Source organism: Sporosarcina obsidiansis (assembly GCF_009651005.1).
Classification (GTDB): Bacteria; Bacillota; Bacilli; order Bacillales_A; family Planococcaceae; genus Sporosarcina; species Sporosarcina obsidiansis.
The window spans coordinates 59,332-83,328 of record NZ_WHVW01000013.1; the positions used below are offsets into that span (position 1 = coordinate 59,332).

Below are 23,997 nucleotides of genomic sequence, written 5' to 3' on the forward strand. Positions count from 1 at the left end.
ATCCGGTCGTTATAGACAAATAAAAAAAGCGACTCCGTCCGATAATGGATAGAGTCGCTTTAACTATGATATGGCCATTTTACAAAACGCGTTGTATCAACGTTTTCATTATGGCCATATGCTTCTTATTTATTTCTTTTCGCGAATCATGCCTAGCAATCCGAGCGCCGCTTTATCGCCAGGAGTTGCTTTTTCGTTTGTTTCCCACGACTTGCTAAAGCCTTGAGCTACACCTTGCTTCACAGCAATGTCCTGTTGACCTTTAGATTCCATAAACTTCACGAATTCATTTTTTAATGTCGGACTTGAAAATTCAACCCACACACGATTCGCCTCCTCTTTTTTATCTACTGCAGCTACCGTCTGTGTAGCCGCCGCTTTAATATGTGCATACGTACCACGGCCTGCGTAGCCGTCCACAGTAAGACCGTTACGCTTTTGATACAACGCTACTGCAGTAATTGTGCTTTCTCCATAATAACCATCAGCAACCACGTCATATCCTAAATCTTTTAACCAACCCTGAAATTCCTTAGTCACCGGATCCACAAAATGCAGAACCGGATCTAACTTATCAGCAAAGTTTCCTGTCCATCGGCCTTTAGAGATTTCAAAGTGCAGATGGATGCCAGTGCTGTTGCCGGTGGTGCCTTTAACGCCTATCTTCTCACCCTGCTTTACAGATTGACCATTACGCACATCTATTTTAGATAAGTGACTGTAATTCGTTTCCTGGCCATTAGGATGAGTAATGATAATATAGTTGCCTGCAGATTTGGTATGTCCAGTGACGCGCACTTTACCTGCCGCAGCGGCCATAATTGTATTGTCATCGGCGTTTGAAATATCGATACCTTGATGTGGACGAATCATACCAAGTACAGGGTTTTTCCGGGCATTACTGAAGAATGATGTGATAAAACCATGAGCAGGTTTTTTGTAGTAAGACATATTATTTACCCTCCTTACTTTCGCCATCCTGGTTATCCATCAACTCAAACAATCCAGTAGCAGCCAGTCCAGCCAATCCACCGGACCATAATCGCAATACAATATCTAAATCTGTAAACGGAGCAGCTACTACCCCAACAAAAAGGCCCACCGTAAATGCGATGAGCGATACTAGATTATTTTTAATGTTAACAGTCTTTTTTACCAACTGGACTAATGCCAAAATGATTGGCGCCAGCACCGTTGCAAAGATTAATACTTCTGTCATGATTTATCCCCCTATCCATTTTTGTAGTGATTCGATCAGCAAAAACAAAATACCCCCACCGCCGAATAAAGCAATGAGGATATCTTTTCGTTGCTTGTTATTGTCCTTTTTGATACCGAGTGTGTGATGAAGCAACGTACCCATCAGCTCTTTTTGTTCTGCTTGATGTTCATTGATCAACTTTTTTTGCTCGGTATTTTGATCGTACAGCATACTTTCAATCTTGCTCTGGGAAGTCTGCACAACCGTGATTTCTTTCTTAACCTCGCCATAACTCTTTTCTAGTTCAAGGATCCGTTTCTCATGATCTTGTACAATGCTTTCCATGGTTTTTTCCTCCACTTCTTGCTGTGTCATATCTCACCCCACCACACTTTTCTCTTTATAAATGGATACAAAAAAGAACGCCCGGGTGGACGTTCTGAATCCGCTCGTATTAAAATCAGCCTAATTTTTTTAATTCTTCTTCCAATTTCAACTTCATTCGCTCTAAAGTCTCCCTTAAGTTTTGAACTTCGTCTTTATCTTTCCCTGCATTTTCATTATACTTATCAATTAAATCATAAGTCTTTGCCAAACATTTAAGAATATCAATATCTAATAATAATAGGGAGTCGGACTTCATTTGTCTCCACATTAAAATATCTAAAATGTTTTCTTTTCCCAAAAACACATTTTTTTCTCTACTTTCTGACCAAGGGAAATTATCTAGCTTTTTTATCAACTTTAAATTCTCCGAGATTTCTTCTTTCATTAACAAAATCAACTTTTTTAATTCAGTCTTCTGCTCTTTTTCAGAATCTTTCTTTCGAGAATTTAAAGTCATAATCACACCAACTAATGTTAATAAACCACCTATCGTAGAACCGATATAACTCCCAAAAAAACCTATCCATGAATTGGTTTCGCCATTAGTGATAGTAGTTCCCCAACTCAGAAACAATAAGTTAACCAAAACAGGAATTAATAAAAACCCAAAGACCCCAATTATAATAAATTCAATTTTTAATAAGTGCTTCACAAATGGCTCCCTCCCCTTTCATTCGTGTTTCGACAAAAGAGGAGAGGAACCCTTCTATTTACCTAAGACTTTTTCTCCACCTCAACCTCTGCAGCTAAATACTCCACAAACAGAAACAAAAAGAACGCCCGTATTTGGACGTTCAACTTTTAATTTACTCTTCAATCATAATCATGAAACTATCTTCTGATATACATAAATTCTTCAGTTTCAGGAAATTTTTTAAAGTTAATGCCATTATAACCAACACTGCATGGGCCGCTGACATTTGTAATAACTGCATTTTTACCGAGAATATTTTCTTTCGATACATAATCAAATACGACCCTACAGTCTTTATGATTATAGTAGCCAGAACCATTCTTTAAGGAGGCCTTTCCTTTTAATTCATTTTCATAGTATACATAATCTCCATAACCTTTCGGATCTTCTCTCCAGTATTCGGTTAATATGAATTGAAAAGAACTGTTAGTTACATTTTTAATAGTAAGTTCAGTTCCCCCACCTGTTCCGGATCCGATGTATTCATAATTTCCTGCCCATTTCTTCGCACTGTTACTACTGGAGCTGAATTTTAAATACTTAGTAGAAACATAAGCTTTCTTTTTCTTATATTGGATCTGAGTCCAACCATCTTTTGTTTTTGAATACACAGTAACTTTATTGCCTTTTTTTAATGTACCAACTTTTTTAGATGAGGTACTAGGCTTTTCTCTTACATTCAAAATGTCCGTAGTTACAGTAGCACTCTCCGTTTTCCCAGCTGCTATCACTTCAAAATCATAAACCAAAAATACACATAAAAATAAGGTCATTACTAAATACCATCTAAACAGTATTCTCAGAATCATTATATTCACCCCCCTTGCCATCCAATATTCGACAGAGAGGGATTGTTATCCTTCTATTAACCTACGACTATTTCCCTTCTCTTTCGACTTTGTTGATTAATCCCTCTACTCAACTTCCCATTTCTATGTGAGAATGAACTTAGAAAGCGAGATGATCAATATGGATGAAAAACTTACTAGTAGAGAAAAATGGGACATTACTATACAAACAGGTTTGCAATTAGTTCCGTATGTCGGTGGAGCTTTAGCTACTTCCTATTTTTCTGTAAAACAAGAAAAGCGATTCAAACGACTAGAAACTTTTTATAAAGAATTGTCCGAACAGATCTCAGGTACAGAATCACACCTACCCTCTGCCGATGTTCATGACAAAGAAAGCCTAATAGCTCTAATAGAACGGATAAATGATGAAATTGAAAGAGAATCTTCAACTAAGAAAAGAGAGTACTTCAAAAACTTTTTTATTAACATACTTCGAAAGCCAACACTTGATAGCAATTACGATGAAAGAAGAATTTTTCTCGATGCCTTAGCAAATTTAACCGTCCTAGAATTTGAGGTTCTCTTAGTCTATTCAGAATACAAGCAGACAGATACAGAAGACGTTACAGAGAAAGCAAGAATTGCACAGGCCTCAGGTAGATTAGAAATGTATGGATTCTTAGAAGGTAGTTATATGTCATTCCTCGGTGGTACAACAGTAAAAACACTTACTATCACACAGTTAGGTATTAACTTCATTAACTATTGTAAAGAATAGAGCCCTGAATTTTTAGGGCTTTATCTATACTCTCGGTAACTTCTTACTTCTCTTTCTCCACCTCAGCCGACAAATACTCCGCAACCGGCACTTGATACTGCTTCGGCAAACTCTCAATCTCACGTACGCCTGCCTTAACAAGCAACCCGTACACTGGCACCATGTATTGATAAACCATTATTCAGCACCCCCTTTCAATCGCTCAATTTCTTCTTGTTGCATAACCACTTGCTCTTGCAGCCCAGCCACAGCTTCGTACAAAATGAGCATCGCAGGATCCATCTGTACAGTCATTTCCGGAAATGCCGGTTCTAGCGGTCCTAACGATCCATCCGGAAGTCTACGTCTCACCAAAGGTACACTCATTGCAATAACGCCCCCGATACTTTAAAGATTGGTTTGTCGCCTGTCCAGGACAGCTTAATAGCAATTTTCTCTGCAGGAGAATCAGCACGGAATTTTAGAAAGTCCTCGACTACTCCTGGTGAAATTGGTCCCGGTTGCGGATCGTCCTTTATATCCTCGTCATTCCAAATCATCGGAACGAAATTCTCTGGTTCAGTTCCATTTGTCATGCTGATTTCCGCTTTGACATATTGGCTTTCATCACGTTCCAACCACATTAAAACGCCTTGTGCTGATCCAGCAGGGGGTACGATGGTGTACCGCTGCACGGAATTGGCTAAAGGCGTTAGGTTGGCTTGCTTATTCAGTTTGCGTGTCAGAGACGTTTTGAAATTATAGGAATCTACTGTTTCGACAACTATTGTATTCTCACCGTCTTTTAAAGCCGATAAGAGGAGATCAAACGACCAATCCCCATCCTTGCCGCGATATACCTCTGTAGCCAGTCCACCGTTTAGCTTGTACGAAACGATGATATCATTACCGTCCGGATCAGATGTAGAGCCGGTGAATGTCACCTTATCGGCATTGATTAGATCTGATAGAGTCTCAAACGGATTGATCGTTAGTTTTGGTGGACGGTTGGGAACGACGTAAAAAGTGCGCTCGATGACCTCCGATTTTCCGCCTTGATCGTCCTCCGCCCAAACTTTGAGTGTGTGGGCTGTACCCTCGTCGAGTGCCTCTGTTATTGCCGAGCCGTTGTAATGGAGCTTTCCGCCCTTAAACGTAAACTGCCGGCTGAATGGAATAGATGTTGTGCCATCGCTGACCTTAGTCTCGATGGCTACAGCTGTGCCATTATTGATTTGGTAACGTACGATTACTACGTTTCCCGCGTCAGTGTCCTTCGCCGAACCGTCTACCAGAAATGTGTCATTTTCGTAGAGGGTAGCGTTGTTTGGTGTGTTTACTGAGATAGTTGGTGCCACATTTGTCTCGTAGTTAAACGTCACATTGTATTGATAATAATACGCATAAGTCCGAGTATCAGACGCAGGTTTTGTGACAGTCCCTGAATAATTTTTAGTACAGTTCCTGTAATAATATATACCCGAACTGTGTACCCAACTACCGCATGACGATCCACTAGTTGGGTATAGTGTTCCACTATAACCGCCACTGTTATAACTAATACTCCCCGGAAATGATCCTCCCAAACTTACTACAGAGGAGTCGCCTACATCTTTTTTTCCTGTATCTTCATAGGTTCTGCTACCGGTAGCTGTTTTGCTGTCAGCAGGCGTATAACTACCACCCGTTTGTATTGTCCTTGTCACCGCTCCACCTGTAGTTCTAACTGTGACTTTATCAGCATCTATACTTACTATCTCGACCGTACCTGTGTTAACGGTCACCCCGTTTAATTTTGTTAGGTCAGGGATAGTAAACGTTTGAGTCTGTGTTCTGCTTGTGCTCTCGGTTGTCTTTAATGAAATCTGAGCCAATTAAACCACCTCTATCATAGAATAAGTACCCCAACTACCTGCACCAATCCGGCCATCCGCAATAGCCGCATTACTCCGAGCAATGACCGCACCTTTAACATAATCATGCTGCAGCGGCTGGACGGTGATTGTGGACTCTGTGACATCCGTGATAAGCACATCCTCGTGATTGGTTGCGTCGTAGATCGTCACTTCTGTGAACGGTCGGAATCCGTCTGTATTGTCTACGTTCAAGACCGTTGTGCCTGCCGATCGTGGAGCTGTTAGAACTGCGCAGGCTGTTTGCCGTACCAGCTTATTTGGCTCGCTGTCGAATGTGTCTGCGAATGTCCCGCTATTGCCTGGGGCTTTGCCGTCGAGTTCCTGCTGAATCTTCAGGCGAAGAATGTCATTATCATGCTGGTCTAGCCGTTCATGTGACTTCGCTATGCCCTGCTCTTGGTGGTTTTCACGTTCAGCGGAATGCTTCGTTCCTACCTGCAGTAACTTCGGTTTAGGAATAGGCTGTTTGGTAATCGGATCAATGATTGTATTGCCTAAATCGTCCTTCCAGAAAACGATGTTGCCGTTTTGGTCCTTTTCGTAAATCGTATTGCCCAATTCATCTTGTTCGATAATTTGATTCAGCCATTTAAACGGCACATATACATATGGTTCAGCCACTCGTAATTCCCTCCTTTATCTCCAATGAAAGAAAGAACGTGACCATTAGTCCGTTCCCATCTTTTTTTATATCCATTGTTTTCTCACGAATCCGTCTGCCATGCTGGTCATGTATATACGCATGTGTGACATGGCCAGATTCAGTACTGAGGTACACGAATTTCTTTAGAGTGTTGCCTTCTATATATGATGACGGATGGATGGGATAGTCCCGCTCTGTTCCGTCAATGGTCACCTTTGCACCAACCATCAAGCGATCCCAAAATTTAAGTGTTTCGTCTTCTAGTAATGAAATCATTTAATAGCCCCCTTCCGAACAATAAAAAGTCCCTGTAATCGGATACGGGACTTGGTAGTTGTATGATTTTGATTCTGCTTCGACTGTTGCTTTCGATGCCACGCCGTTAATTGGTGCAGTATAGAACGTGCCGGTGGTCGGGTACGGGACCGGGAAGGTGTATTGTTTTGCGGTGATTATTCCCAATATACCATCTACAATACCGATAAATAGAGCTGCCAAATGAGCTGGCTTCATTTCTTCAATTGTATTCGTTAGTTCAGCTGACAACCATTCTTTGATATCACCTAGAGGAATTGTGATTTCCATTGCATAACGGCCTTTTATTAACCTAACCTTAGATGTTGGACTACTCAAGAAACGGTTGATTTCATTTTCAAGCGCCTTATAATTCGTTGGCGTCTGGTTGATTAACTTGCTGAGAATTTGATTTCGTCGCTCTTGAAATTCTGTGGTAGAAGGAAATATTTCAAGCTCATACTCCCACTTATCCAGCCCCCACGTCGCCGTTTCTACAAAGAACTGATTGAACACATCGTCCATCGCTAAATTCAACTCTTCAAAGCGTCGATCGCCATCCTCTAAAATCGCAATGATTTCTGGTGATTCGGCAAAATGTTCAGGAAGATATGACTTCATGCGCTCTAGTCTATTCATATAAATCCACCGCCAATAGATACGGGATCTCTACATCCTCCAGCTCCAGATTCTCAGGGGAACCGTTGATTAACACGTTTAAGTAATCGCTGATCCACTTATTTTGATAAAGGATATTACTGATTGCGGCTACCTTTATAGCCGGCTTTTCGTTATTTGGTGTGTCGGTAAAAGAAAGGCTTTTAAACATGCCCCTGAGTTCTTCTGCAACTTCTTCGGAAACGCCTTCAACCGTATTTCCACGTAAAGAAACTTTGGCGCGGACTGTAATCTCCTTATTTTGCGCACTTTCAACTGTCAAGGTCGCTCCAATCGGTGCCTCGCCTTCTCCCATGCCTGGTACGGGATCAATATAATCATTTACCGCCTGAACCAATTCCGGTGAAGCAGGCTTCATCTCAGAATTGACTATTATGATTTTGACGGTGCCTTCTCCAGCCCATAGTGGAAATACTTTTGCCTTACCTACACCTTCCACCTCTTCGGCCCACTTTTTATAATGGGCCTTGTTAGCACTTGTAGCTTTCCGCCTTCGTTCAATTAAAAAACGTTCAAGCAGGGATATATCTGACTCTTCTTCCTCACCTGGAATAATGACTTCTCCAAGAACTGCAGTTTCCAGGTGAGGAATATTGCTAACAGGTAAGAGTTCCGAGTCATTCGGCGGCCGGTTGCCAATCGTTCCTTCTTCCTCACATTCCACCACGCCATTTTCAATAACGCGGTAGAACAAATCATCAACAAAAAAACGCTCTCCATTCTCTACAGAAATGTTGAAGGTTGCCCTTCGTTTTGCTTTTACCGCCGGATTTCTATCGACACCCGCTTCATGCGCCCTTTTATCCAACCATTCGCCGCTTGAATCCTGGGCAAAAGCCAATTTAAATATGCGATCCAGCAAAATATACATCTCTGCCATTTCCATATTATTGACGGCAACAGCTGCATAAATGATGCTGCTGGTCCGCTTGTCCAGGTGCAACGGAATCTCAGGTAGGGATTTCTCCATCAAGTGCTCAAATGTTTTGTGCTCAAACATCAGTACACCTCCTGTATCGACAGATAACCCTCTACTGTGTCGACTTCAAAACTCACATACAAGGAATCTTCTACCTCCGTAATAACAAATCCGTATACACGTTCAATCCGATCATCGTAAATTAGCGCCTCTTCAATCAAGCGTGGTATCTCAGATTTCTTATAAGCAAGCGTATTTTCAGGATTCTCTACGCAATCGTGTACCTCTTCGCCGGTGTCATCTGGGAAAATCGGATGAATAAAGCGTCTGGTTCTTAATGTTAGGTATATGAATTGCTCTATTGCAGGCAATCCATCTATGATTTCATTGGTGATCCGATTGGTTTCAAAATCAAAACGGAACGTTGCCGATGTCTCTCTTGGAGTATCATCATCAAAGTTAAAGACGTCTACATCCACTTCCGGTGAAATACTCAATTGAATCACTCCCTTCTATTCATATCGAGTCACACGGTCCGCAATATAATAAATTTGCCCACCTTGAAGTGATGTAACAAGTACTTCATCACCCTCTTTTAGTACGTCCTCAAAAGTTATTCGTGCATACTTCATTTCATATTGCTCATAAGGCACCGATGGAGCAGACCCGATATTAGTGCGAGAAGAAATAGTTTCTTTTGCTTCATCGCCAATATCGGAAATCTTTTCCCATGATTTTGGATACTCGTAATTCAAGGACACTATCCTAGTGTGCCTGGTTAGATGTTCAGCAACGATAATAATCTCCTTTGGAATTGGCAGTTTCGAATCACTTTTTAATACGATTTTCAGGTCAGGAGGCGCTTGTGTAACAACTGCTTCCATGAGTTCTACCGGACCGGATGCTAACATTCCCTTTAATGCGGCTCTTTTCATGATATCAAGCATCTAAGACACCTCCGCGATATCGTTGTTTTCGATCAATTTTAAAGACATCGTGTGTCTGTTGCCGAAGAAGTTATGAGTATCGTTATCTACGTAGAAAATCTTATTGATATCAAGGTCCTTTTCAATCACTCGTACTGGCTCGCCGCTTACTAGTCCAGCATTCCCTCTAGCCTCGATGGACAATTCCTTCTGAATGCCTTTCTTGCGTTTCAAAGCCTGATCAGCACGGTTTTTCAACTGCGCCTTATTGACCTTGTCAGTGACTTTCTCGTAATACTGCAGAACTCCAAACTTCTTCTTGCCTTCTTCATCTTTGACTGTTACGGAAATCTGTTTTTTCTCTTCACCGGCAACCATCGTTACTTGCGTTGCTGTTTCCTCGATGCTCGTAGAATATGAATAATCTTCAATATTCACGCCAGTTTCTAACACCCAAATATCATCCGGCAAAGCAAGAGGCCGAAGCATAAACTTTCCTTTTTGCGAATACATTCGGAATCGTTTGCTTGTAGATTTTAGCGTTTCAATCATGCCGTCCAATATGATGTCGTACAGGCTCGTTTCATTTTTGTAGGTACGTACTTTCATCACGTGACCAGTATTCACAATCGATCCAATCGGTATTTCGAACTCTTTCATCAAGGCGGTAGCAATTTGATCCACTCTCTTTTTCGTAAAGACCCTGACTGTTTTATTAATCAGCAAATATTGCATAATATCATAAGCAATCACAGTCATCATGCCGCCTTTTGTTCGGTTCTTGCCAAAAACAATACCGCGGAACAACTCCTCTTTAAACCACTTGAAAAGCACTGTGTCACCTTCTTCGACACGTACAACTTTTCGTCCGGTGCCAGGGGCAATTAAAATTCTCGCTTCGATCTTCCGGGCGGCGCTATATCTTTTGCCGGACCATGTAATTGACTCTGTTGGGATTTCAGTGACTTCGTCTGGTTTGACTAAAAATAATTCTATCATTTTGGCAACCTCAGATTTGCACCAATATGGATATAGTGACCAGGCTTTTTTAAGTTGCGCTTATCACGTTTGATGATTGCATCTTTATTCAGCTTCCAAATATCTTCCCAACGCTTGCTATCGTTGTAATACTTACGAGCAAGAGCTATCAGTGTATCTCCCTTTTTCACAACATGTGATTTGGGAACAGCTTTTGTATTCGGCCTTTCTTTCTTCGGTTGCGTCTTGGTTCGTGGCATCTTTCTGACCTCGATAAACTTATATTCTTTTAGTACAAGGTTAAAATCATAGTCACCCACATCTTTTTCACCTTCACGATAAGAAAAGTCTTCGATTGATACGGCAAAATTGATAGGCGTACCAGTAATAATAAAACGAGCGGGTTTTCTGCTGTTTTTCCAACGTTCGATCATCTTGATATAATCCCACGGATAAAGAATGCCTGAATACTCAACGAGAGGGGATTCTTCACGCGGAAAGAAGGAACTAAATTGAAATATCTTAGCGACAGGATCTTGTATGATTGTCACTTCGCCAAGCCTAGAAATCATTACATTTTCATTATTAGAACCGTTACTCACATTTAAAACGCCTGGCATAACGGGAAAGCGTAATTTCTCTTTCCCGTTACCAAACGTCAGCCACATTTCGTATTTACTTTTAGACATCTACCACCATCTCCCCTCCCTCGAATTCTTCGTTTAGCAAAGCCTGTCTGATATAGTCGTATGCGATTTTCCCGACTTTTTCAGCGTCCATATCGTTGGAATAATGATTATTTCCGTTAAAGTTGATATTGATTTCTCGTGGACCGTTGCCTGACGATCCGGAGTTTTCACCTCTGGATGTGGAAGTTGCCGCTTGAACTTGCTCTTCTGGTAAGAACGTTTTTTCGAAGCCGATACCATCAGCGTAAGCAGGAACTTGGTTCAAGTATTTGGCTGTTTTTCTATGTGACAAGACCTCTGTTCCACGAGGCAGATTCATCATTGTATCTGTACTAGGTGAAAGAGTCATCTTGCCGTTTGGATAACGGATTAACTCCGGCCCTCCTCCATCACCGACGATTGCTGGACCACCGGGATGAAAGTTTGTGCCTAGGGCATATCCAGGTTCTTGATTTTGACCGCGTCTTTTCTTACCCCGCTCAATGACATAATCGGTGGCTCGCGAACCTAAATCGGCCGCTTTTCCACCCCACTGCTTGATCTTGTCCCATGTATCTCCAAGCTTCGTAAAAATGCCTGATACATAGTCCCAAGCTTGTCCGAAGGCGCTCACAATAGCATCTTTTACCGCAACAGCACCATTTGAAATAGGAGACCAAATATTTTCTTGAAAATAGGCACTTGCCGCCCCCCATATACCGGTAACAAAGCTCCAGCCTTCTGCAAATTTCTCTCCAATCCACGTAGCTAAAAGTTGAGCGCCTTCTCTAATTGGCATCCACACACTTTCCTCAAACCAAGATACTGCTAATCCCCAGATTGTCGTGACTACAGACCAGGCGTAAGTGACAGCTGTGGTGATCGCGAACCAAGCGATATTCGCAGCCATTACAAGTGGAGTCCAAATTGTTTCCTGAAACCAAGATACAGCTAACCCCCATAGTGTTTGAACTGCAAGCCAAGCATTTGAAACGGAAGTAGTTATCCATTCCCACGCAATTGACGCAGCCATGCTCAGAGGGGTCCAGACTGTTGAATCAAACCAAGAAACCGCCATACCCCAAAGAACCTGAATACCGATCCAAACAGTAGAAATTTTTGCGGATATCCAATCCCACGCAATACCAGCCGCTGTTTTTAGCGGGGTCCACACTGTTTCTTCAAACCAAGAAGAGACAAATCCCCAGGCGATTTTGATTAATTGTTCTGCGATGTCATATAAACCAACGATAAAACTGAGGGTTGTGTCAAATCCTTCTGTTAATGGATTCCACACACTTTCGTTAAACCATCCAATTGCTGCACTCCACTTTTCTTTTACCCAATCAACAGCTGCGCCCGCGCCTTCCGAAACGGGTATCCAAACAGAACTAGAAAACCAATCAGTAAAACCGCTCCACGTTTTGCTTACCCAATGAAAAGACTCACTGAATTTTTGGGCAATCCACGCGCCGGCATCAGACGCTCCAGCTTTTATAGATGACCAATTGTCGCTTAACCAATCACCGACCGCTTGTCCGCCAAGTGACCCTATGACACCGCCAATAAGCCCTCCAATAGCTGTACCGATGACCGGGACAGCGGAACCTAATGCGGCGCCCGTTGCCGCTCCTGCAAGACCACCACCAACCGCTCCAACTGTACCTGGCCTATCTTCCTTACTGGACGTAGCTATAGTCAAAGCACCAAGCGCCGTTCCAAGCACTGGCATTCTCTTGACAAAACTCCCTAAACCCGATAGCCCTTTAGAAAGTCCTTTCGGCAGTTTGAATCCTTTTTCTTTAGCGTTAGGGACGTTAAGTACAGGTTTAGCCCCTTGATTCGTCCAAGGCATTCTATACTCCTGTTTAACCTTAGGAGTACGAGCGGATTTACTCCCACTTCCGGTTGGCGCGACAGTCGCTTTTGACGTTTTACCTTTGCTAAGCCATCCGGCAATCTTTCCAGCACCCTTGACGCCTTTTCCGAGTACACTAATCGCCGTAATTAATGGACTTAATACTAGACTAGCCAGCATACTCGCAAGTAATGTCGCTACTCCTGCACCGCCGAATGCGCCTAAACTTGGATCTTTGAAGGCGTCTTTCCACATACCACCAAGCGCTTTTCCGCCTTCTTTAATACCTGTAACGATTCCTTCGAATATTGATTTACCTACAAATAAACCTATTTTTTCTGCCCAAGGTTTACCCGATGATTCCCACCAATTATTCAGTGCCGGCTTACCTTTAGAAGACCACCACGCTTCAATATCTTCAGAAATGAATTTGATTTTACCTTCGAAATCCAAATTGTTGAAGTTGCTGTTTTCAAGGTAGTTTGTTTTTATATGAGAAAAACCAGTCTCCAATTTGCTGAAAAGCCATTCTGAAACGTCGGAACCGGCTTTCATGACAGTGCTCTTCCATCGCTGCCATTTATCCTGATTATTGTCCAACCAAACTGAGATAGCACTTAACCTTGGTTTCATCGGCTCTAAAAATCCGGAACCGAACGACCGCATGATAGAACTCCTATATCCTTGTAGTGTAGAAATAATTCCATCAGCAGTTTGTGATAACTTGGCGGAACCTCCACCGAAGGAATTTTCCACTTCATTAAGGAAACCAGACCATCCACCCATTGATTGATAGTCCTTCTTAGTAACTTTCATATTAAAGGCTTTCATCCGCTCAAATTCGCCCATCTGAGCATCGCCCAACGCTTCCATTGCATCTGATACAGTTGAACCTGGTGTTAAAGCGGCCATATCAGCTGAAATTCTGAGCATCTTTTTCGCCATATTAATATCGCCATTTGAAAGGCCGATTCCCCGAGTTAATGCAGGAAAAAGATCCGGGGAGCTGAAAGGGGTTTTGTCAGCCAATTGCCCCATCCAAGTAATCAGTTCTTGGGATTTCTTTTTATTACCTTTAAGCCAATGATCCATTGAAACTTCATAGCCTTCGAAGGTCATTGCTGCCCCTACGGTTGATTCCGACAATTTGCCAACCCCGACTGCGGCTAGGGTTACTGTTATAAGGGTGGGAATCGAAAATAAAGCCCTCTTTACGGTTCCAATAACGCTACTCGCAGCGTTAATCGCACGAATGGTAAAAGTTCGTACTTTCGGAATAGCAGTCATAGCGTAAGAAGAAACGCGCCCAATGACACGACTGGCCATATCGACGCCTCGCACCGTAAAGTTATAGCCTTTGGATAACGTAGACCGTGCCAGGCTCCCAACCCGACGTATTATCGGCATTGCCCTATCGGTTGCCAGGATGGTCATGATTTGCGTTCGAGCAATATTTTTCCGAACAAATTTTCCGACCTTCTGAAGAATAGGAGATGCTTTGTCTTTAGCGGACACAAACACCGCATGAGTTCTTGGCATTCTGCGTTTCATGAAGTTAGAAACGGCTGTCATCGTCTTCGTAGCTTTGTCTTTCGCTTCAAGGACGATAGCGTGAGTCTTTGCAAGGTCTTTAAGCACAAACATCTGTGTTCTTTTTAGAATCTTCGTCGCCATGTCTTTCACTCTCATACTCATGGTGATTGGTTTATTCACACGATCCCGAGCCCTTTGAAGTGAATCTATTTCGCCGCGAATAGCCCTAAGTTTCTTGGATATTTTGTCCTGAATATCGAAGCGCGCAGTAAGTTTAGCCATGGATAAACCTCCTTTCTATTATTTCTTTTCAGCTTCCTTCGCTTCTTTTTCATTTAGCTCTAACTTATAGCCGACGCAAGCGTTCATAAGTGCTTTAAATTGCCGCGGAGCTTCGTACCATTCTTTTAGATCAGACGGAGAATACTTTTGCTCAATCATCAGAAAATAAAAATAGACAGCTTCCTTATCCCCGTCCGCAATTAGTTTTTTGCTGCTTCTTCCAAATCTTCTAGTGAATCGTCAAAACCGTTAATCTCATTCACAATTTGTAACCATTCGCTGTATTCTCCGCCGATATGCAGCATTTTCTTAGCTACTTCAATGGGGTCTTGCTCTTTATAAGCCTTTCGAAGTTCGGAGGATTTGAAGTTCGGATAAACGGTTGTCTCAACAGCCATATGTGCCATGAAGCGAGCTTGGTCTACTCGTTCTCCTGTTTTGCGCTTACGAGTCCCACTGTAGACAGGTATCGTGTGCAACTTCTCTAATTCATCAATTCTTGTCGTCGGAATTGGCTTGAAACGAAAAGGCACTACCTTACCTTTTTTATCTTTAAAACGCTTGGAAACCGGGCGTGAAATTTCTTCCACTTCCTCCACATTTCCCGGCATAAAGAACGAAAGGTCATTTACCACTTCAGATAGTTCCTCGTTCTCTACCTCTTCGTTTTGTTCAATTGAATGTGTGTTTTCTGTCATATCAATCTCTCCTTTTGTTTTGGTATGTAAAAAAGAGCGAAATAATCCGCTCTTTACTTAGTTAAAATTCTCTTCCAGTTCCTCAGGCATATCGATATCCTCAAACGTAAAGGGAATTTCCTCTTCAACTGGTTCACCTTCTGCATTAAGGCTGGCTACTTTCGTACTGTCAAAGTTCACATCGTACAAGGTAACTCGCTCTACCCCCCGACCAGAACCCGCATCATCAAGTACAGACTGGAACGTGAAATAAGGATCCGCTCCACCTTTCACATAGTCCATCATAATCCGAACGAATTTAGATGTGACCTTATAAAAAGTGGCCGTTCCTGTACCACTAGCACCAATTGTTTTATGACCTTGCATACGACGCCCCATGATCGGAACTTCTGTTTTATTTTTTTCGACGGTTGCTTCGAACTCCTTGATATAGGCTAATTCTTCACCGTCAAGAAACAAACGCCCTTCTTTACCACTAATCGTGTGAAACGATCTCATTTTAGACATGTGTCATTTCCCTCCTTTTTTAAACACCAAAAAAGAGAGGCGATTAGGCTGCAATCGCACTCTCTTGTGAAATAGTAGTTTCAACGTAATACTTAACTGCTGCGTAAACCGGTTGCGCATGAATACCAATGTAGAATCCATTGCCCTCTTCTGTTACACGAACATCAATATCCGTGGTGGAATCAAAGTTCTTGATAGCCCCTTCCTTCTGAAGCTCGTTCATATACACGGTGATCAACGTTCGGACGTATTGAGCGCCATCCGGATCTGCACCAATACTGCGGTTAGCCTTATTCCGCGTCTTAATCGCATGTTTAAGCTCTCGCGTAACATCATTATTAATGCCATCCAATACACGCATAATCTTGTTGTCCGAGAATTGCTTGTCCTTCTCGTCCGTAAATGATGTAAACGAGTTGATATCCATTTCCACCGTAACTTCTTTATCCCGCGGATCGTATGAGAAGATAAACTCTCCGTTTCGAATAGCATCTTCCTTTGCATAAGTATCCATTCGCTCAGAAACATCTATAGCACCCTCATATGGAGCGAATGTCAGTGATTTCAACGACGAAGCTCCTGCACTTGCTCCTGTTGCCCATGCCACGGCTTCCGCGGTTGTTAGTTTACGCTCTACGAATTGCCCCTTAACTGCTCCTGGCACTGCAATTGTTACTGAATTCGTGACGTTAGTAATCCCTTCGAAATCAGCGGCATAATTCGCCATTACGCCGCCTACCTTGACGCCTGTTTCATCTCGCAGTCGCTTCACGAATGATGCAAATACCGCTTTCAGTTCTTCATCGTCATCAACCGGCAGCCCGATCGTATCGAAAAACTCTACTTCTGCAGCGTCCATGAAGTCCAGAAAATCCTCATTGGTTACGTCTCCATTCGCTCCGCCTGTAAGGAATTTACCGGCTGTAGGTGTCAATTCTCCTGTTCCTTCAAGTTCGACATAGTCATTCGGTTTTAAATCCGAAATGTTTTCAATTGTTTGTCTTACAACCCTGCGCAACCCAAGAAAAACAGTGATATCTTTTTTTAATGGATCAAGCACGTTTTCGGCAATACTGATCTGCAATTTATTACCGAGCGTACCACCGTACTTCGCTGTCGCAGTAACACCTGTACCTACTTCAACAGTCGCCTTAGTACCTTCATTCAAGCGATAAACAAGGACGGTCTTCGCTTCCTTTTTCGCCTCTTTCACTAGTAACAGTTCAGGGTCATCGATTTCTGCCCCTAGATACTTCACTGTGTCCTTGTCTTCATTAATGGCAATGAAGCTTTTCGGTTTCCCCCAGTTCAGCACAAACGGCAGAGCGGCAGTACCACGCTCTCCGACCTGCGCCCGCTTCCTTGCAGCTGATTTAAAACGAAAATAAATACCCGCTAAAATCTTTTCTACACCTTCTTCAAAAGTTCCACCGTTCATTGTTCACCCTCCTTTTCAACTGACTTTTTACCGCCAACCTTTTTCTTCAAAAATTCTTCAATTCTCTTTTTGGCTTCTGTTTTCGATACCTGGTTAGATGGGTAATTTCTAAATACGCCATCCAACACTTCAGGCTTCACGCCGAATAACTCCCGGCTATGTTCCCGCAGCTGATGAATATAAAAAAGAGACTCCTCTGACTCGCCTTGAACAGCGACAGGAACCTCTTCAATCACTTCTTTTTCTTTTTTTTCTTTCGTCATCTTTTCACCCCATTACTTAATTTGAAATATTCAAGCGGTACATGTTCGGGGCGGTCATAGTGATAACGGCTGTCCCAGTTCGCTAACAATGTGACCGAGCCTTCTGTTTCCCTTACACCAATCCGGTTGATTCGCACAAAGCCCCCCGCAGAACTGCCGTCTGGATTGATCAGAGGGATTTGCCCGCGTTTCCGTCTGACAGTATCGGCAATACGTTCCGCCTCAGCATAAGCCTGCTGTGCATCCTTGTGAAATAGCTTAACAGGCAGAGTGTACGTGTTCATGAACGTCGAAGTTGAGTCATTCCCATCGAATGACTGTGGAATAGGAAAATACATAGACGGGACCACAAAGTTCTGCGGTACTTCTTTCGTGTACACTTTGCAAGGAAACAATTGATAAAAGTATGACATGATAGAGCCGACTTCAGGATTCAACCGCCCACCCCCTAAAAATTATCATCAATCCACTGTTGCAGTTTCTTATCCAAGTTTTTGCCGAACATTTTTTCAAAGATTGCAAAGGCAAAATCCCAGTAATGCGTGCCTGGTACCCATTGCTGTTTTAAGCCCATACCGAATTCTGACGCGGGATCGTATACAAAGCGGTCTCCATTCCAATAACCAGGGACCCACCGCACAGTAACACCTTGTTTATTTGTCCAGTGACCGTCATTTACATAAGCGGCATATTTTACATTTGTACCAATGAGTAATGACAGCCCTCCCTCATGCATTTCCCATACGCTATTCCCGTCACCTCTCCCAAATGAGTTGAGCAAACGACCAGTGTCAACGGTGCCAGTTCTGATAATCTCGTCTTGGATAATATCTAAAAATTCAAGCCCCATTGCATCCAACCATAGCGTCATTTCGTCTTTCAGACCGCCATTTGATGCGTTATCGAGTGCTTTCGCGAATGCATCTAGCCCTTCAATTTCAAATTTCATAGATTCCCACTCCTGACTGCCACCACTTCAATGTGATGATTCTTGATATTCCTGGGGATCTGCAGCTTGAATTCCGTGTCATTCCAAATAACCTTATCGTTGACTCTGACATCAACATTCGGCATGAAATGGACGAGAAACGACTGAATCACCGTCGGATTAGGCTCGCCCTGGACGATAGATTGATTGCGCTCAGTAAAATAACATCGAACATCTGTATGATCAGGGACATCGCCATACGAATAAGATTCATCTAAATCAGTACCCGGGATACCAAAGCCGCCTGCCTCCTTTTTTCTTTGCAGATGATAAATATTACAGCGATACGTCAATATTTTGGCATAACTCATAGCGGCCGTACCCTCATGAAGAAGCCGGTCTTTGATTCTCCGACTTTTGCGAAGTTCTCGAGCAAATCCGACACGTCAGGAAGGATCATACTTGTGCCATCCCCCATCGTGTAGCTGTAGTCGCCAATCTTTTCAGACTTATAGCCTTTAGAAATGGACTCATCACTATTAATCAAGGCAAAGTATTGCGCGACTTTCAGCAACGCCAATCGAATTTCGGCGGGTAATGGAATATAATCTTTTAGCGGCAACTGAATCTGCTTCTGAACGTTCGCCTCCGCTTCCAGAATATCAAACCTTAATAATGAATCAGCACGCTCTTTCACACTCTCAAACGCGCTGTATTCTTTCAGTTCGGTAGGAGTAATAAACATCGCCGATCACTCCTTCGTTTTCTTAGTTTTTGACTCTTTCTGCACTTCTTCCTTGGAATCACTCACTTCTTCGAGGTCCGGATACAATTTCAAAAGTTCATCACGTTCTTTAGCAGTCACTTCCACAGGTTTTTGCGCATAGAAAAAACGCCCTCCGCCGATGTGCAAGGCGCCTGATTCTTTCTTATATTGCAGTTTCGCCATGTTCGTTCACCCTTTCTTAGAGTTTTTCACCGGACATCCAAGCGACTGCCGGAACTTCGCGAACAACTGCATCTAAGTATGCGTACAACACATGATATGTCGCATCTTTTGCGGCTGCGGTAGCCCCATCAGCTGTACGAATGTAGCGTAATTGACGAGTGAAAACCGGCTTAAGGTTGCTACGAGGAGTTAAAGCGGCAAAACCGCTCTGCATTTCAGCAACAACTTCCACCGGGTAGCCAGCAAGACGTGTGATTTTACCATCTTGAAGAACCGCATCACCGAAGCCTGTCTGACGTTGAGACACTAACGCCACGAGCTTATCATTCGTTTTCTGAGTGATGAACCAAGAAATATCCGGATTGCTCTTATAACGCTCAGGCAACAATTGAATGTGGTTCACGAAATCCAAGATTGTTGGTTCGTTAGTTGCCAAGTCCGTTTTGTTGGTAGATTTCTTCATTTTTTTGATGAAGCCATCTAGGATAGACAAAAATGGATCTGCAGCTGCATCCGGATCGTCGCTCACTTTCGCTTCCGTATCTCCGTTAAAGATCAGGTCTTGCAAGTCAACTCCAAATTGTTGCTGAATCATGCTAATGACCTTCTGCTCGGCATTGTCGCCGCGTGCAGAAATAGAGTAGAATACATCATCATTCTGCAACCATTCATCCCACTTAACTTTACGTACTGCATACGGAATTTGACGGTGGCTGATTGAATCCGTACCTGTCGGAAGGTCTTCTCTTCCAGCTTGACGAATTTTGCGTCGACCTACGGAAAGGGCATCAATATTGCCTGCTGCCACGTCGCGATAAAGTGGGTTGAGCTTAGGCAGAGTAGATGCAGTGTTGATTGTATCCACCAAGAATGCTTCGGCGTCGCTCACAGCCATAGGGATATCTAAATTCTTTTTAATACTTGCTACCGTCGATTCTTTCGACAGGATTGTTTGATTAGTTTTCATTGGTTCCATCCTCTCTCTTCTTGTCTATTAACCAAAATGGCGCATATATAATGGGCCATCTGATTTCTCGATATGACTAGCGCCCTCTGGATCTGCTTGCTTGGAAGTGCCTCGCGCTTTCTCCACCGTTTCCAATCGTTCATTGATTGGAGCGAGCGCTTCTTTCATAACAGCTTTTAGTTGCTCTAGTTGATCGTCGCCCCCATCTTCTTGCTTTGTTTGATTAGGTTCAGCTGGGCTAACCTCTTTCTCGATTGCCTCCAATCGTTCATTGATTGGCAATAACGCTTCACCAAGCGCTTTTTTAATGTCTTCAGCTTTCATCTCATCTTCCTCCTTCTGAATTCGATCGGTCGGTTTCCCAATTGATTTTGCTATGTTTTCTGTAGCAAGCAAATCAATCAGGATATCCGACAAATCTTGGATCGCTTCTCGTATTTTCGATTCATCCTCTTCGAATTCGTATTCGTCTGATTGCCAATTGTACTGGCGCAATGCAGTTTCGAATGAATCAATGGCTACCCAAAAGTTGTTGCCTTTCTTCCGCTTGTCGAATTGATCTTTAACGGCGCCTTTTTCAATCTTTTCGCCCGTAAAAAAGCTTTTCAGCAAATTAAAAAAGCCTTTCATTTCCGTGTCATCTTCTGACTTGGAAACAGGCTTCTCATTGCCCTGCTTTTCAATTGTTTCGGCTGTTCCGGCAAGCGAATATCCGGTGAATTCACCTTTTTGAATCGCTTCCCATATTTCTTCAGACGCTTTTGTGACGAGTACCCACGAACCTTTAGTAATCTGTTCTTCGCCGATGGTCATGTCGACAGGAGCGATATAGGATTCAACTACTTCTCCGACACCTGCTTCAAAGTCATGCTGCTTATCGATATTCCGAGCATCTTTTACAAACCCATGTGCCGCCTTCTCGATTTCATCAGCCGTCATAAAGTCACCGTGAGAGTCTTCCACGTCAGGTTCGTAAACGACGCCGTAAACCAGTTTCTGTGCTTCGTCTTCTTTATTGACGAATACCTTCACTTCTTTTTGAAAAGTAGGCTCATCAGCGGACTTTGTTAGAAAGAACTGCTTCTTATTGGCGCCTTTGTCCACATAAGAGACGTGTGTGATATTCGCGTTGATTAATTCTCTTGCCATTTATCATTCACCCCCTTTCAAACTCACTGCAAGAATTGATGAAATTCGTTTTCCCAAGCTGAATACTAGAGTAAGATGGGTTTCAGACCTTGAAATAACAGACAGATCAACACTTAATTCCAATTCATTCACTCCTCATTCAACTCAACAAGCACCTGCTGTCGAATCTCTTCTTTTTCTTCCGGGCTCAATCGGATAATGTCTTGATTAACAACCGGACCAATCACGCAACCACAATTAACACGATTCTTCGCACTGAATGTCGTATCTCGCGGGTACATACCGAATTCGCCATCTACCAAGAACAATTCATCCACTCCTACCACTTCTCCATCCATTGCGACGTGTGTGGGACGCGGCACGCTTTTTTTAGAGCCGCTATGTTTCCATTTCTTCCCCTCAACAGCAGGGGATTGCATGAATGACTCCCAATTGGCTTGACTAGATGCAGTGAGTATTTCCGTTCGAGCAGTTGCCCTGGCTCGCTTGCGGTCAAATTCCGGCAGTTCTTTGAGTCGTAGCTCTGCCTGCTGGATGGATTCGCCGTTCTGTATGGCTTCGATCAGTTCAAATTCAATGGCCTTATGCGTGTTAAGTTGCATAATCTCAGCTAATTCATCAGACCAAGACGTGATCCAATCGGTCGTCTTCTTAGATAGCGTTTGGAACGGCACATCCTTGTCAATCGACTCCATGATGACTTTAGCAAGTCCCTTTGTCGTTAACGTCAAAAAGGCAGCCGCTTCAACACCATAAAGTGCTACAAATTCATCAGCTGCGAATAGATTACTTTGAAAATAGTTGAGCATAGTCTCTAGTGTCAATTCGTCATCTTTTGAAATAAATGCCTTAAACGCATCGAGGTAAAACTTACGCTGTTGACGCAAAAACTTCGCAGTTAACTTCTCAAATTCTTCGACTAATCCAGGCAGATCTTGCAGTTCAGGAATATCGTCAGGCAATATCTCGGTGATATCTTCCGCACTTTCTTCTGCCTTCTGGATGAACGTGTTGATATTAGCGAGTAGTTTGTCTACCTGATTCATGACTGCATCGACTCCAGGACATCCCGCATATCTTTCAGGAGGTCAATTAAACTCTCCTGTTGATAGTCTGATTTCATGATGTCGCGAAGTCCATCGGATACACCGGACTGATTTTGCATCGGCGTCATCGGCAAGTCGTACTCTTCCGGCAAGAATTCTACTTTCTTACCGAGCACCTGTCCAAGCAGTGGCCGCAAATCATTCGGTGCAACTGCGTGTGCTTGAATAAACGGACTGAGCACCTTTGCAATCTCAATCGGATCATGAAAATCAGCACCTTTGATTGACAGCTTCACGTATTGGAACTCAAGGGGCTCCAAAAACAAGGCGTTTAAAATTCGCGCCAAAGTCTTGCGCTCCGGTTGAAACACTTGCTCTTCTGTCACCTTTCGAGCCGTATCTGCCGTTGCCCTGCTGAACTCCTGCGCCTCCCCTGTATAGAGGGGTGGTAAACGGAAAGAGGAGCGAATCTTTTGGCGCGTGTTCTCATCGTATTCCAAAAATAAAGCATCCTGCTGCAGCACTTCGGCCAATGATTTGATTTCCACTTTCGCAGGAGTAATTTTTTCATCGCCATTCGTCATTTTTTCCTCAGCGATACCTTGCACTTCCAACAACAAAAACTTGTGTGCGTTGTCTGTACCGGAAAGATCGTTCATATACGTTTGCAAGTTATTATAAGACGTGTCATCCAGTTGCCCGTTACTAACAGTGATTGCTGCCGGGATGTGACGTCCATTTGTGAAATACATCAGATTCAACTCTTCCGCTTTCCTAGCGCCATACAGACTAATCAGGTTCCCGAGCCAGCGCGGCTTCCCATACGTTCCACTACCAATCTTGAAATGATAGATTTCCGTAGCTCGCAAGTTTTCCGGTGTGCTTTCATCAAACTTTCCGGTAGCACTGTTCATAATCCGTGGATCGCCGTACTCTTTGAAGTACACTTTCTCCTGATCGATCATCTGGACGTACCGTCTGAACCGCTTCCAACGCTTCACTTTCTTTTCTACACCATTTTCGAGGATCTTGTACTCCACTTCCTCGGGTTCAGTCTTCTTACAGACGCGCATATGCTGCGCATCCGCATACTCGATGCCAACCGGCAGCCTGGTACCATCCCGGATAATCTCGATATAGCCGTTACCCGTCTTCTCCCTGTCATCAATGACATAACCCAGAATTAACTCCGGCGACTCGTCTAGATTCAAGTAGCGAATGAACTCACCAAGCCGTGTATTCTCTTTTTCGGCCTGCTCTTTAACAGCCTGCTCGATTTCTTCCGAGTTGATATCTAGCTTGTATTCCGATTCGACGCCGAAACCGACTATGTTCGTTTTGTATGCATCGATACATTGTTGCAAGATGGAAGAGTACTCGCCCATCAACTTTAGCTCAGTAAGGTTATACGGAGGTTCCAAAATGTCCGATCCGTATAGCGTTTTAAAATCATCTTTATGGATCTGCTTGGTAGTCGGTGAAACTGTTGCCTTCACTACCCTTGCCCTTACATTAGATTCTGACAAT

Annotated in this window: 31 protein-coding genes; 1 reads left to right on the plus strand and 30 read right to left on the minus strand. The window is 43.2% G+C overall.

All coding sequences use genetic code 11. The features are described 5' to 3' along the window. Nucleotides 1–129: 129 nt before the first annotated feature. From GD002_RS11525 to GD002_RS18180, 5 genes are all read right to left on the minus strand, one after another. The gene (locus GD002_RS11525) at nucleotides 130–951 is read right to left on the minus strand and encodes a peptidoglycan DD-metalloendopeptidase family protein (protein WP_194841577.1); all 822 of its coding nucleotides are present in this window, start codon (nucleotides 949–951) and stop codon (nucleotides 130–132) included. A 1-nt stretch (nucleotide 952) separates the two neighbouring features. Continuing rightward, nucleotides 953–1,219 carry a holin gene (locus GD002_RS11530; protein ID WP_153732514.1) on the minus strand — a complete coding sequence of 89 codons (267 nt, stop codon included), beginning with the start codon at nucleotides 1,217–1,219 and terminating at the stop codon, nucleotides 953–955. Nucleotides 1,220–1,222: 3 nt separating this feature from the next. After that, nucleotides 1,223–1,576, minus strand: coding sequence for a hypothetical protein (locus GD002_RS11535; protein WP_153732515.1), 354 nt, complete (start codon nucleotides 1,574–1,576; stop codon nucleotides 1,223–1,225). A gap of 85 nt (nucleotides 1,577–1,661) precedes the next feature. Beyond that, nucleotides 1,662–2,240 carry a hypothetical protein gene (locus tag GD002_RS11540; RefSeq protein WP_153732516.1) on the minus strand — a complete coding sequence of 193 codons (579 nt, stop codon included), beginning with the start codon at nucleotides 2,238–2,240 and terminating at the stop codon, nucleotides 1,662–1,664. A 179-nt stretch (nucleotides 2,241–2,419) separates the two neighbouring features. Continuing rightward, the gene (locus tag GD002_RS18180; protein ID WP_228548358.1) at nucleotides 2,420–3,091 is read right to left on the minus strand and encodes an SH3 domain-containing protein; all 672 of its coding nucleotides are present in this window, start codon (nucleotides 3,089–3,091) and stop codon (nucleotides 2,420–2,422) included. Nucleotides 3,092–3,251: 160 nt separating this feature from the next. Between GD002_RS18180 and GD002_RS11550 the strand changes: the two genes are divergently transcribed. Beyond that, complete coding sequence (locus GD002_RS11550; RefSeq protein ID WP_153732518.1) at nucleotides 3,252–3,851, plus strand: hypothetical protein; 600 nt, start codon at nucleotides 3,252–3,254, stop codon at nucleotides 3,849–3,851. A gap of 43 nt (nucleotides 3,852–3,894) precedes the next feature. Here GD002_RS11550 and GD002_RS18055 read toward each other — a convergent pair whose 3' ends face one another. The 25 genes from GD002_RS18055 to GD002_RS11670 all read right to left on the minus strand — a co-directional run bounded on the left by GD002_RS18055 (nucleotide 3,895) and on the right by GD002_RS11670 (nucleotide 23,996). Beyond that, nucleotides 3,895–4,029 carry a CD1375 family protein gene (locus GD002_RS18055; RefSeq protein ID WP_255425161.1) on the minus strand — a complete coding sequence of 45 codons (135 nt, stop codon included), beginning with the start codon at nucleotides 4,027–4,029 and terminating at the stop codon, nucleotides 3,895–3,897. Further along, the gene (locus tag GD002_RS11555) at nucleotides 4,029–4,217 is read right to left on the minus strand and encodes a hypothetical protein (RefSeq protein ID WP_153732519.1); all 189 of its coding nucleotides are present in this window, start codon (nucleotides 4,215–4,217) and stop codon (nucleotides 4,029–4,031) included. The genes GD002_RS18055 and GD002_RS11555 overlap by 1 nt, the downstream gene beginning before the upstream one ends. Next, on the minus strand, nucleotides 4,214–5,536 hold the full coding sequence (locus GD002_RS11560; protein WP_153732520.1) for a hypothetical protein: 1,323 nt from the start codon (nucleotides 5,534–5,536) through the stop codon (nucleotides 4,214–4,216). Before GD002_RS11560 ends, GD002_RS11555 begins: the two co-directional genes overlap by 4 nt. A 168-nt stretch (nucleotides 5,537–5,704) precedes the next feature. After that, entirely contained in the window at nucleotides 5,705–6,367 is a 663-nt protein-coding gene (locus tag GD002_RS11565) for a hypothetical protein (protein ID WP_153732521.1), read from the minus strand. After that, nucleotides 6,360–6,665 carry a hypothetical protein gene (locus GD002_RS11570; RefSeq protein WP_153732522.1) on the minus strand — a complete coding sequence of 102 codons (306 nt, stop codon included), beginning with the start codon at nucleotides 6,663–6,665 and terminating at the stop codon, nucleotides 6,360–6,362. The genes GD002_RS11565 and GD002_RS11570 overlap by 8 nt, the downstream gene beginning before the upstream one ends. Next, complete coding sequence (locus GD002_RS11575) at nucleotides 6,666–7,322, minus strand: putative phage tail protein (RefSeq protein ID WP_153732523.1); 657 nt, start codon at nucleotides 7,320–7,322, stop codon at nucleotides 6,666–6,668. Beyond that, nucleotides 7,315–8,361 carry a baseplate J/gp47 family protein gene (locus tag GD002_RS11580; protein ID WP_153732524.1) on the minus strand — a complete coding sequence of 349 codons (1,047 nt, stop codon included), beginning with the start codon at nucleotides 8,359–8,361 and terminating at the stop codon, nucleotides 7,315–7,317. The genes GD002_RS11575 and GD002_RS11580 overlap by 8 nt, the downstream gene beginning before the upstream one ends. Next, complete coding sequence (locus GD002_RS11585) at nucleotides 8,361–8,786, minus strand: DUF2634 domain-containing protein (protein ID WP_228548359.1); 426 nt, start codon at nucleotides 8,784–8,786, stop codon at nucleotides 8,361–8,363. The genes GD002_RS11580 and GD002_RS11585 overlap by 1 nt, the downstream gene beginning before the upstream one ends. Nucleotides 8,787–8,792: 6 nt before the next feature. Beyond that, nucleotides 8,793–9,227 carry a DUF2577 family protein gene (locus tag GD002_RS11590; RefSeq protein WP_153732526.1) on the minus strand — a complete coding sequence of 145 codons (435 nt, stop codon included), beginning with the start codon at nucleotides 9,225–9,227 and terminating at the stop codon, nucleotides 8,793–8,795. Continuing rightward, nucleotides 9,228–10,205 carry an XkdQ/YqbQ family protein gene (locus tag GD002_RS11595; RefSeq protein WP_153732527.1) on the minus strand — a complete coding sequence of 326 codons (978 nt, stop codon included), beginning with the start codon at nucleotides 10,203–10,205 and terminating at the stop codon, nucleotides 9,228–9,230. It abuts the gene before it with no gap. Further along, nucleotides 10,202–10,873, minus strand: coding sequence for a LysM peptidoglycan-binding domain-containing protein (locus tag GD002_RS11600; protein WP_153732528.1), 672 nt, complete (start codon nucleotides 10,871–10,873; stop codon nucleotides 10,202–10,204). The genes GD002_RS11595 and GD002_RS11600 overlap by 4 nt, the downstream gene beginning before the upstream one ends. Next, the gene (locus GD002_RS11605) at nucleotides 10,866–14,525 is read right to left on the minus strand and encodes a hypothetical protein (RefSeq protein WP_153732529.1); all 3,660 of its coding nucleotides are present in this window, start codon (nucleotides 14,523–14,525) and stop codon (nucleotides 10,866–10,868) included. The genes GD002_RS11600 and GD002_RS11605 overlap by 8 nt, the downstream gene beginning before the upstream one ends. A 200-nt stretch (nucleotides 14,526–14,725) precedes the next feature. Then, nucleotides 14,726–15,223 (minus strand): phage tail assembly chaperone, encoded by a 498-nt coding sequence (locus GD002_RS11610; protein ID WP_153732530.1) that lies wholly within the window; start codon nucleotides 15,221–15,223, stop codon nucleotides 14,726–14,728. Nucleotides 15,224–15,280: 57 nt separating this feature from the next. Then, a complete protein-coding gene (locus tag GD002_RS11615; protein ID WP_153732557.1) occupies nucleotides 15,281–15,721 on the minus strand; it encodes a phage tail tube protein in 441 nt (146 codons plus the stop codon). Nucleotides 15,722–15,773: 52 nt separating this feature from the next. Beyond that, a complete protein-coding gene (locus tag GD002_RS11620; RefSeq protein ID WP_153732531.1) occupies nucleotides 15,774–17,168 on the minus strand; it encodes a phage tail sheath family protein in 1,395 nt (464 codons plus the stop codon). Further along, nucleotides 17,165–17,431 carry a hypothetical protein gene (locus GD002_RS11625; protein ID WP_153732532.1) on the minus strand — a complete coding sequence of 89 codons (267 nt, stop codon included), beginning with the start codon at nucleotides 17,429–17,431 and terminating at the stop codon, nucleotides 17,165–17,167. Before GD002_RS11625 ends, GD002_RS11620 begins: the two co-directional genes overlap by 4 nt. Then, nucleotides 17,428–17,844, minus strand: coding sequence for a phage portal protein (locus GD002_RS11630; RefSeq protein WP_228548360.1), 417 nt, complete (start codon nucleotides 17,842–17,844; stop codon nucleotides 17,428–17,430). The genes GD002_RS11625 and GD002_RS11630 overlap by 4 nt, the downstream gene beginning before the upstream one ends. A 35-nt stretch (nucleotides 17,845–17,879) precedes the next feature. Then, nucleotides 17,880–18,380: an HK97 gp10 family phage protein gene (locus tag GD002_RS11635; protein ID WP_153732534.1), complete on the minus strand. Its 501-nt coding sequence runs from the start codon at nucleotides 18,378–18,380 to the stop codon at nucleotides 17,880–17,882. Then, entirely contained in the window at nucleotides 18,377–18,730 is a 354-nt protein-coding gene (locus tag GD002_RS11640) for a DUF3599 family protein (protein ID WP_153732535.1), read from the minus strand. The genes GD002_RS11635 and GD002_RS11640 overlap by 4 nt, the downstream gene beginning before the upstream one ends. Next, nucleotides 18,727–19,104, minus strand: a complete 378-nt coding sequence (gene yqbG / locus GD002_RS11645) for a protein YqbG (protein ID WP_153732536.1) — start codon at nucleotides 19,102–19,104, stop codon at nucleotides 18,727–18,729. Before yqbG ends, GD002_RS11640 begins: the two co-directional genes overlap by 4 nt. Nucleotides 19,105–19,110: 6 nt before the next feature. Then, nucleotides 19,111–19,308, minus strand: coding sequence for a hypothetical protein (locus GD002_RS11650; RefSeq protein WP_153732537.1), 198 nt, complete (start codon nucleotides 19,306–19,308; stop codon nucleotides 19,111–19,113). A gap of 16 nt (nucleotides 19,309–19,324) precedes the next feature. Beyond that, the gene (locus GD002_RS11655; RefSeq protein ID WP_153732538.1) at nucleotides 19,325–20,275 is read right to left on the minus strand and encodes a phage major capsid family protein; all 951 of its coding nucleotides are present in this window, start codon (nucleotides 20,273–20,275) and stop codon (nucleotides 19,325–19,327) included. A 27-nt stretch (nucleotides 20,276–20,302) separates the two neighbouring features. Next, the gene (locus tag GD002_RS11660; protein WP_153732539.1) at nucleotides 20,303–21,424 is read right to left on the minus strand and encodes an XkdF-like putative serine protease domain-containing protein; all 1,122 of its coding nucleotides are present in this window, start codon (nucleotides 21,422–21,424) and stop codon (nucleotides 20,303–20,305) included. Between the two features lie 128 nt (nucleotides 21,425–21,552). After that, complete coding sequence (locus GD002_RS11665; RefSeq protein WP_153732540.1) at nucleotides 21,553–22,470, minus strand: phage minor head protein; 918 nt, start codon at nucleotides 22,468–22,470, stop codon at nucleotides 21,553–21,555. Then, nucleotides 22,467–23,996: a phage portal protein gene (locus GD002_RS11670; protein WP_153732541.1), complete on the minus strand. Its 1,530-nt coding sequence runs from the start codon at nucleotides 23,994–23,996 to the stop codon at nucleotides 22,467–22,469. The genes GD002_RS11665 and GD002_RS11670 overlap by 4 nt, the downstream gene beginning before the upstream one ends. Nucleotide 23,997: the final 1 nt, after the last annotated feature.